The following is an 8014-nucleotide window of genomic DNA, read 5'->3' on the forward strand; positions in this document are numbered from 1 at the left end:
CGCTTGTATCAGGCGAAGACGCGCTGAAGCCGCGGTTGGTGCTGCTGGCCGACGAACAACTGACCGGCCCGGCGCGCGACAAGGTTGCCGCGCGTGCCGAGCGTTTCGTCAATTTCCAGATCGAGTCGCTGCTGAAGCCACTGGTCGACTTGAAAAACGCCGACCAGATTTCCGGCATCGGCCGCGGCATCGCCTTCCAGCTGGTCGAGAATTTCGGCCTCATCAACCGCCGCGACATCGCCGAGGAGATGAAGTCGCTCGACCAGGAAGGCCGCGCCGCCCTTCGCCGGCTTGGCGTGCGCTTCGGCGCCTACCATGTCTTCGTGCCGGCGCTGATCAAGCCGGCGCCTGCCGGACTGGTGACGCTGTTGTGGGCGCTGAAGAACGACGGCAAGGACAAGCCGGGTTTTGGCGACGTGGTCCATGCGCTCGCCTCGGGTCGCACCTCGGTGGTGATCGACCCTGCTTTCGACAAGACGTTCTATAAGCTTGCCGGCTACCGCAATCTCGGCCGTCGCGCCGTGCGCATCGACATACTGGAACGGCTGGCGGATCTGATCCGTCCGGCGACCAACTGGAAGCCCGGCCTCGGCCAGCGCCCGGACGGCGCCTATGACGGCCAGTCCTTCATGGTGACGCCGCCGATGATGTCGATCCTCGGCGCCACCGCCGACGACATGGAAGAAATTCTCAAGGGTCTCGGCTACCGTGCCGAGCCTAAGCCGGCCGTCGAGGTCAAGGCGCGGCTCGAAGCGCAGGACAACGCCGCCCGCGAAGCGGCGGTGGCGAAACTGGCGACGGAAGAAGCTGCACGAGCCGAGCAGGCCAAAGCGGCGGAAGCCGCGGCAACGGATGCCGCAGCAGAGGCAGCCGTCGAAGGGTCGGAGCCGGCATCGAACGCAGTGGCCGTTTCGGAAACCACGGTCGAAATTCCCGCCGAAATCACCTCCGACGCCGCGGCGGAACCTGCTGCGCCAGCCGTGGAAGAACAGGCGGACGCTCCAGTCGAAACCGTGCAAGACGAAGCGCCTGTAGCCGAGGCTGCGGCCGACGTCGCCGAACCGGCGCCGGTTGAACCGCAGGCAGAGACTGAGACTGCCGAGATCGAAGTTGCAGCGGCAGAAGAAGCCGCAACGCCCGAGCTGGCGGCAAATGCCGCGCCGGCAACGGACGCCGCGCCGGACGAACCTGTGGCGGTGACTGAAGCAGCCGTCGGCGAACCCGCTCCGGAAGCCGAAGGGCCAAAACCCATCCTGTTGTGGCGGCAGGGCCGCTTCGAACAGCGGCCGCGCAACCGCGATGACAACCGCAGGAACAATCGCCCACGCAACGGACAAGCGCGCGGCCGAAGCGATGCGCCTGCGGATGCCGCCGGCGCACCGGCCGCCGCCGCTGCACCCGGCGAACGTCCGGCCCATGAAGGCCGTCGCGATGGAGCCGGCAAGCCGCGCTTCGACCGCTCGAAATTCAAGCCCAAGCCGCAGGCCGAAGGCGAACAGCGACGTGATGGCAGGCCGCAGGGCGAACGTCCCGACCGCCGCGAAGGCCGTCCCGACTGGAAGGGTGGCAGGCCGGATGGCAAAGGTGGCCCGCAAGGCGGCAAGCCGGCCTTCCAGCCGAAGCCGCGCGAGGAGCGCCCGGTGCGTTTCGATCCGGATTCGCCCTTCGCCAAGCTCGCCGCTCTCCGCGACCAGCTGAAGAAGTAGAACCCGGCTCGCTTCGATGGTTGCCGAAGGCCGCCAGCGCATCGACAAATGGCTGTTCTTCTCCCGCGCCGTGAAATCGCGCTCGCTGGCGGCGAAGTTGGTCGTCGCCGGCCGCGTCCGCATCAATCGCGACAAAGCAGCGCAGGCCTCCGACCAAGTCAAGCCAGGCGACGTCCTGACCATCACGCTCGAACGCCGCATCTTCATCTGGAAGGTGCTTGGTGCCGGTGCACGGCGCGGCCCGGCCGAGGAGGCCCGGACGCTCTACGAGGATATGTCGCCACCGCCCGCACCGAAGGGCGAAGCCCCTCCCGATGCATTTCCGGGGCTGCGCGAGGCCGGCAGCGGCCGCCCGACCAAGAAGGAACGTCGCCAGACCGACCGATTGCTCGGCGAAGATTGATGCCTGGCGTCCAAAAACACGCAGTGGTTCTGGGACAACGGCACGCCTGAGGCGAGAACTGAGCCCGGCAAACAGACGCTCTGCGGGACATGACTGACTTCCGCCGGGCCTGCAGTCTGGAATTCCATTCCGGAAACACCGGCACCGTCCGCAATGGCTACCCTTGCAAGCGGTCGACAAAGGCGTTACCTGACGGAAAAAGCCCAACAAAATGGGACGTCCCGGAGCCGACCGATGACCTATGTCGTGACCGACAATTGCATCAAATGCAAATACATGGACTGCATCGAAGTCTGTCCGGTCGACTGTTTCTACGAAGGCGAGAACATGCTCGTCATCCACCCCGACGAGTGCATCGACTGCGGCGTTTGCGAGCCGGAATGCCCGGCCGACGCAATCAAGCCGGACACCGAACCCGGCCTCGACAAATGGCTGCAGGTCAACACCGAATACGCCGAGAAATGGCCCAACATCACCGCCAAGAAGGAACCGCCGGCAGACGCCAAATCCTTCGACGGCGAGGCCGGCAAGTTTGAGAAATACTTCTCGGCCGAGCCCGGCGAAGGCGATTGACAACACGGCCGCAAAGGCCGGTATTACGCTGGGTAAGAGGCACGTCACATTAACCGGCTTGACAGCCGGCGCTGACCTGTGGCCTTCGCGTATGCAGCAAAACCTTGATTCTTCCGACTTTTTGTGTTACATCAGCGAAACATGCCGGTGACACAACGTCGATTTATGGCGCAGACGCCCCAAATCACTGAAAGGTGAAAATCCCATTCGGACCAGAGCGATCTGGGCCAGGCGGTCGCGATGTTGCGGTTTGCCGGTCCGGCTTTTCCGATGGGTTCATCTGTTGTGCGGCTAACGATCGGCTTCCCCGATCGCGCGAGTTCGGACCGGCAGGACGCCGGTGCCACAACAAGGAGTTCAGGGCGTAATGGCAACGATCACCCCGCAGAAGAAGTCCACCGCTGCGCGTCACGGTTTCAAGACCGGCGAGTACATCGTCTACCCGGCGCACGGCGTCGGCCAGATCGTCTCGATCGACGAGCAGGAAGTTGCTGGACACAAGCTGGAACTGTTCGTCATCGACTTTTCGAAGGACAAGATGCGCCTGAAGGTGCCGGTCGCCAAGGCGACCTCCATCGGCATGCGCAAGCTGTCGGAGGAGGATTATGTTGAGCGCGCGCTGAAGGTCGTGCAGGGCCGCGCCCGTGTCAAGCGCACCATGTGGTCGCGCCGCGCCCAGGAATATGATGCGAAGATCAATTCGGGCGACCTGATCTCGATCTCGGAAGTCGTGCGCGACCTCTACCGCGCCGACAACCAGCCGGAGCAGTCCTATTCCGAGCGCCAGCTCTATGAGGCGGCGCTCGACCGCATGGCCCGCGAGATCGCGGCCGTCAACCGCATGTCGGAAACCGAAGCCGTGCGCTTGATCGAGGTCAACCTCAACAAGGGCCCTAAGCGGGGCGCCAAGGCCGACAATGAAGAGGCCGAGCAGGAAGAAGCTGCCTGATCCTTCTCGCCTTTTCGAGAGATCCTGCCTGAAACGATTGGAGGCTCCGGTTTGACCGGGGCCTCTTTTGCTTTTGGGCGGCAGCTTCGATGTTGAAGATGCACCGCGCGCCAGCGTGCTGCATCACGGCTTGCCGGCGCGCCGAACCGTGGTGCCGTCCAGCGCGCGTTTTCGTTTAACGTGTGTCCCCACTTGTCGCCTTGCCAGCAAAGCAGACCGCAGCAATGGTTTCGCGCAATTCCTCGTCGGCGATCGGCTTGTGCAGGATGCGGCTGCCGCTGGCGCTGATCTCCTTGAGGCGCGAAGGCGAGGTATCGCCGGTGATGATGATGGTCGGGACAACGCGGCCGATATGGGCGTGAAGCGCACGGATCGCGTCGGTGCCGGTGGTGTCATTCTCGAGACGGTAGTCTGCGATGATCAGGTCGACCGGCGCATCGCCGGCAGCCAGCGCCGCCGCATGGGCCTTCCGTGCCTCTGCGGCGGAGCGGCCGGGATAGACACGATGTCCTTCCAGGCTGAGCAAGCGCACCATGGCATCGAGAACGTCGCCCTCATCCTCGACCACCATGATGCCGGCGGCACTGCTGGCCGGCGATGTCGTGTCGACCTCTGAGCGAGCCTGCACCGCGCCGGCCTTCGCGACGGTGATGGAAAACAGGGAACCGCGTCCTGGTGTCGAAGCTAATTTCAGGGGGTGCCCCAACAGTTCGGCGGTGCGACGAACGATGGCGAGCCCGAGTCCCAGGCCTTGCGTGCGGTCCCGCGCCGGGTTCTGCAACTGCACGAACTCCTCGAAGACCATCCCCTGCTGATCGGCGGGGATGCCGGGACCGCTGTCGAGGACCTGTATCTCCACACGTGCGCCGCGCCGGCGACAGCCCAACAGGACACCACCTTGCTTGGTGTAGCGAAGGGCATTCGACACCAGGTTGTTGAGGATGCGCTTCAGCATCATCGGGTCGCTGTCGACGTAGATGTCGCTGTCGACCACGCGCCACGTAAGTCCGCGCTGCTTCGCCTCGGCGGCGAATTCATTGCGAAGATCACCAAAGAGGTCGCGCAGCGGCACCGCCTCGCTCGCGACCGTGACGATGCCCGCATCGAGCCGGGAGATATCGAGCAAAGCGTTGAGCAGCCCACTGAAGTTGCTGACAACCGATTTCGCCCGGCTGGCCAGGTCGCGCGCCTCGCCGGAGGGTACGTCGCCGCGCTGCCCCAAAACGGCAAGCGTCGAGACCAGCAGGCTCAGGGCATGGATCGGTTGGCGCAGATCGTGACTCGCCGCCGCCAGAAAACGCGTCTTGGCACGGTCGGCGGTCTGCGCCCTGTCGCGTTCCTCTTGCAGATGCTCGACCAGCGTTTCGTTCTCCAGTCGCAGGCTGACGGTTTCGCGCAGCATGCGGTAGGTGATACGGCAGTAGTAGAAATTGATCGCCACCAGCGATGCGAGCAGGAACAGGAAGGCGCCGGATATATCGCTTTGGGTGGTCAGGCAGCGCAGGGCGACCGGCACCACCGTTGCCAGGATGGAACCAACCAGCGCCGGCGGAAAGGCCGACAGAGACGGCACGGTGCCGCAGACGAGACCAGTCAGGACGATGACCGTGAAGGACAGCACGATCGGCGCCTCGGGCATGAATCCGACCCAGCCAAGCACACCCCACAGAAGGCCTGACATGCAGGAAAATGCCGTCGCCAGCCATGCCCAGCGCAAGATCGAGTGGCGATCCCGGGCGCGGCTGAAAAAACGGCGCGACGCCAGCACCCGGATAGCCGTCAGCAGATACAGCGCCGCCAGCCAGCCGATCAGCCAATTGGTGGAAACGGCCGTTCTCAGCACATAGACCGCCGCCATCGAGATCACGATGTTGGAGATGACCACGCCGTAGGAATTGCGATACAGGAGTTCGATCAGGGCCTGGCGTATCTTGTCTTCCTGCATCGAATCCCCCAATTGCCCCAAGTATTCTCCGGGCGGTCTTCCCCGGTACCGTTGATCTACCGGCAACCTGTTTCGCATAAGTTGGCGATCGATCCATATACGCCGCTGCAGTCCTGGATGGTGCCCTGATGAATTGCCCGCTCACCGCCATACTCGCCGACGACCATGCCATCGTGCGCGAGGGGCTGAAGCTGCTCATCTCGGCTATGGACAATGTCTCGGTCGTCGCCGAGGCTGCGGATGGCGAGGCGCTGCTTGGCCAGCTGCGAAGCACGCGCGCCGACCTTTTGATCCTCGACCTCGGCATGCCAGGTGTCGCCGGGATGCAGTTCATCACCACCATCAGGACCTTCGCGCCACGCCTGCGGGTCGTGGTGCTGACGGCCAATATCGAGCCGAGGACGGTGCGCGCCGCGCTCAGTGCCGGCGCCAGCGCCTACCTGACCAAGGACGGCGATCCCGAGGAACTCGGCGCCGCCATCGAAGCGGTCAAGAACGGGGGCACCTATCTGGCGAAAACCGTTCGCTTCGCCGTCAGCGATATGGGCAGGGGCAGCGAGCCGATAGCCGCACAGGAAATCCTCTCCCCGGTGCCGCTGACGCGGCGCGAACGGCAGATCCTTCAACTGGTGGCGCAAGGCATGGTCACGCGCGACATCGCCGAACGGCTGGGTATCAGCCTGCCGACCGCTCGCAAGCATCGCGAAAACCTGATGGGCAAGCTCAATCTCCACAACACCGCCGAACTGACCGCCTACGCGGTTCGTCTGGGATTGCCCGCCGGCTGATATCGCAGCCGCTCGGCAACGTCCCCTTAACCATCGGCAGATTAGCCAAGCCCGATCACGATCCAAATACGGCATCTGCCGTATGTTTTCGGCCTGACCCCCAGCCTACTCCTCCCACGGCTTGATCACATGGGAGGAGCCGTCATGCCGTCGCTGGATCTTTGGATTCCGTTCGCCCTCGCAACGCTCGCCTTCGCCTGCATGCCGGGGCCGGCGATTCTCTACATGACCGCGCAGACGCTGGCCCATGGCCGTCAGGCGGGATTGATGGCGGCACTGGGTGTTCATCTCGGCTGTTACGTGCACATCCTGGCCGCGGCGGTCGGACTCGCCGCACTGATGGAACACGCGCCGGTCGCTTTCTCGATGATCCGATTGGCGGGCGCCACATATCTCATTTCGCTAGGCCTTGCCATGTTCCTGGGCTGGAACCGGATGGGCGAGGACGGTGCCAGGCCGGCCCCGAACACATTCCGCGACAGCATGGTCGTCGAGATCCTCAATCCCAAGACGGCACTGTTCTTCCTGACCTTCCTGCCGCAGTTCGTGGATCCGTCAGCCGCCATTGCCGTAGGGTTGCAATTCCTCATCCTCGGCATCGTCGTCAATCTCATCTTCTCGATGGCCGACCTGGCGGCGGTCGGCATCGCCTCGCTCGCCGTTGGCCGGTTCACTGGCGGCGGCGCCGGATGGGTGATCCCCAAGACATGCGGTTCGATCCTCATCGGACTTGGCGTGGCGCTCGTCAGCCATCATATCTGAACCTGCAAATGAAAAGCCGCGGCGTCAGGGGAGAGCCGACGGTGGAATTTTGGCGGCTGCCGGCAGCAAGGGCCAGTATGCCGGAGGGTGGCTCACGGCCAGCTCGCGCACCGGGCAAGATATCCCGGAAACCAGCGCCCCTTTTAGGGCCATCGCCCGAATCAACATACTCTGGGTCGCGCGCTTACGCGCCGCCGCCTTCCTTCTCAGCCTCCTGCTTCAGCGTTGCGATGAACCGCTTCGTCCGTTGCTGCTGCGGATTGTTGAACAGCACCGCGGCCGGCCCCTTCTCGACGACGACGCCGGCATCGAGGAACACCACTTCCTGGGCGATCTTTGAGGCGAGGCGCAGATCATGCGTCGCCATCACCATGGTCGTGCCTTCGCTGGCGAGCTTGCCAAGCACCTCGACCACCTCTTGCGCCAGTTCCGGGTCGAGCGCCGAGGTCGGCTCGTCGCAGAGCAACACTTTCGGCGACGGCGCCAACGCGCGGGCGATCGCCACGCGCTGCTGCTGGCCGCCCGACAGCGTCGCCGGCCAGGCGTCTGCCTTGTGCACCATCCCGACCTTCTCCAGCAGAGCCAGTGCCCGCTCGCGTGCCCTCTCAGGCGACCATTTCAACACCGTCACCAGCCCTTCCATGACGTTCTCGATCGCAGTGCGATGCGGAAACAGCTGGAAGTTCTGGAACACCATGCCAGTCTGCAGCCGCAGGCGCTGGATATCCCTGGCCGGAACCCTGCCGCCGGGGTGGAATTCGAGCGTCTGGTCGCCAATGCGCACCGTGCCCGAGGTCGGGATCTCCAGGAGGTTGATACAGCGCAGCAGGGTGCTCTTTCCCCCGCCCGACGGACCGACCAGCGCCGTGACGCTGCCTTCGGCAATGG

Annotated in this window: 7 protein-coding genes and 1 pseudogene; 6 read left to right on the forward strand and 2 right to left on the reverse strand. The window is 64.2% G+C overall.

Features of this window, described 5'->3' with window-relative positions; all coding sequences use genetic code 11:
• The 4 genes and pseudogenes from EN749_RS24995 to EN749_RS25010 all read left to right on the forward strand — a co-directional run.
• Positions 1-1706: pseudogene (locus EN749_RS24995) on the forward strand (helicase); the annotation flags it as partial.
• Positions 1707-1722: 16 nt separating this feature from the next.
• Positions 1723-2109, forward strand: coding sequence for an RNA-binding S4 domain-containing protein (locus EN749_RS25000; RefSeq protein ID WP_128364170.1), 387 nt, complete (start codon positions 1723-1725; stop codon positions 2107-2109).
• A gap of 234 nt (positions 2110-2343) precedes the next feature.
• A complete protein-coding gene (fdxA, locus tag EN749_RS25005) occupies positions 2344-2682 on the forward strand; it encodes a ferredoxin FdxA (protein WP_013529180.1) in 339 nt (112 codons plus the stop codon).
• Positions 2683-3049: 367 nt separating this feature from the next.
• Positions 3050-3631: a CarD family transcriptional regulator gene (locus EN749_RS25010; RefSeq protein ID WP_013529179.1), complete on the forward strand. Its 582-nt coding sequence runs from the start codon at positions 3050-3052 to the stop codon at positions 3629-3631.
• Positions 3632-3806: 175 nt separating this feature from the next.
• On the opposite strand, the gene EN749_RS25015 is transcribed toward EN749_RS25010, so the two are convergent.
• On the reverse strand, positions 3807-5576 hold the full coding sequence (locus tag EN749_RS25015; protein WP_127809039.1) for an ATP-binding protein: 1770 nt from the start codon (positions 5574-5576) through the stop codon (positions 3807-3809).
• Positions 5577-5704: 128 nt separating this feature from the next.
• Between EN749_RS25015 and EN749_RS25020 the strand changes: the two genes are divergently transcribed.
• Together EN749_RS25020 and EN749_RS25025 are read left to right on the forward strand one after the other, a co-directional pair.
• Positions 5705-6364 (forward strand): response regulator transcription factor, encoded by a 660-nt coding sequence (locus tag EN749_RS25020; RefSeq protein ID WP_128364171.1) that lies wholly within the window; start codon positions 5705-5707, stop codon positions 6362-6364.
• 144 nt (positions 6365-6508) lie between these two features.
• Entirely contained in the window at positions 6509-7126 is a 618-nt protein-coding gene (locus tag EN749_RS25025) for a LysE family translocator (RefSeq protein ID WP_127267254.1), read from the forward strand.
• 184 nt (positions 7127-7310) lie between these two features.
• On the opposite strand, the gene EN749_RS25030 is transcribed toward EN749_RS25025, so the two are convergent.
• Positions 7311-8012, reverse strand: a complete 702-nt coding sequence (locus tag EN749_RS25030; RefSeq protein WP_245491497.1) for an amino acid ABC transporter ATP-binding protein — start codon at positions 8010-8012, stop codon at positions 7311-7313.
• Positions 8013-8014: the final 2 nt, after the last annotated feature.

Source organism: Mesorhizobium sp. M7A.F.Ca.ET.027.02.1.1 (genome assembly GCF_004022985.1).
In the GTDB taxonomy this organism is placed as follows: Bacteria; Pseudomonadota; Alphaproteobacteria; order Rhizobiales; family Rhizobiaceae; genus Mesorhizobium.